The sequence below is a fragment of the Mesorhizobium sp. P2_D1 genome (genome assembly GCF_056404455.1).
The window spans coordinates 1-839 of sequence record NZ_JBFUDZ010000154.1 but is presented as its reverse complement, the minus strand read 5'-3'; the positions used below and the strand labels follow the sequence as shown (position 1 = coordinate 839).

General features: G+C 56.0%; 1 protein-coding gene. It reads left to right on the top strand.

From position 1 onward, the window contains the following. Positions 1 to 70: 70 nt before the first annotated feature. Positions 71 to 839, top strand: a 769-nt coding sequence (locus AC1D0I_RS32685; protein ID WP_477400199.1) for a GlxA family transcriptional regulator, incomplete at its 3' end; no start/stop codon positions are given.

Genomic DNA, 839 nt, shown 5'->3' with positions numbered 1-839 from the left:
AAATCGGTACTGATCAACCAAGCGTCCCATGTCGCTTATGGGGAGGCCATCGCGGAACAAAGGTCCACTCATGCCACCAACGAAGTCGTTGCAACTCATTGCTTTCTCCAGGATGAGTTTTCTGGATATTTCCGGGCCGCTCGATGTGTTCCTCACCGCAAACCTCGTCGTCGATGGGCCTCATCAGCCTTATGATGTCTCTGTCGTCTCGCCTGCTGGTCCTGTGGACATGCCCGCCGGCATTTCCATTCATACCGACGCCTTAAGCGAGGATACTGCGCCGCCGCACACACTGATTGTGCCGGGTGGACCGGGCATTCATGCCTTTTGCGAGGGTGAAGGGTTCAAGTCGATTTTCGAGGTGCATGCCAAAAAGGCGAGCAGGCTCGCGTCAGTATGCACCGGAGCCTTTGCATTGGCTGCTGCTGGGCTGCTTGATGGGCGCCGGGCAACGACACACTGGCAGTCCTATGACGACCTTGAGCGCCGTTTTCCCAAGGTGATCGTCAAACGTGGCCCCATCTTTGTCAATGACGGTCATATCTGGACATCTGCCGGCGTGACCGCGGGAATAGACCTCGCGCTTGCAATGGTCGAACAGGATCTTGGACAGGCTGTGGCGCTCGAAATTGCCCGCAACCTTGTAATGTTTTTGCAGCGACCGGGCGACCAGGCGCAATTCAGTGTTCCCCTCACATTGCAATCCGAGAGCGGTCGTTTTTCCGACCTTCATGCCTGGATGAGTGCCAATCTTGCTGAAGACTTGTCGATCCCTGTGCTCGCAACGCGTATGAACATGAGCGAGCGCAGTTTCCTGCGGCATTATCGCAGTCATACGA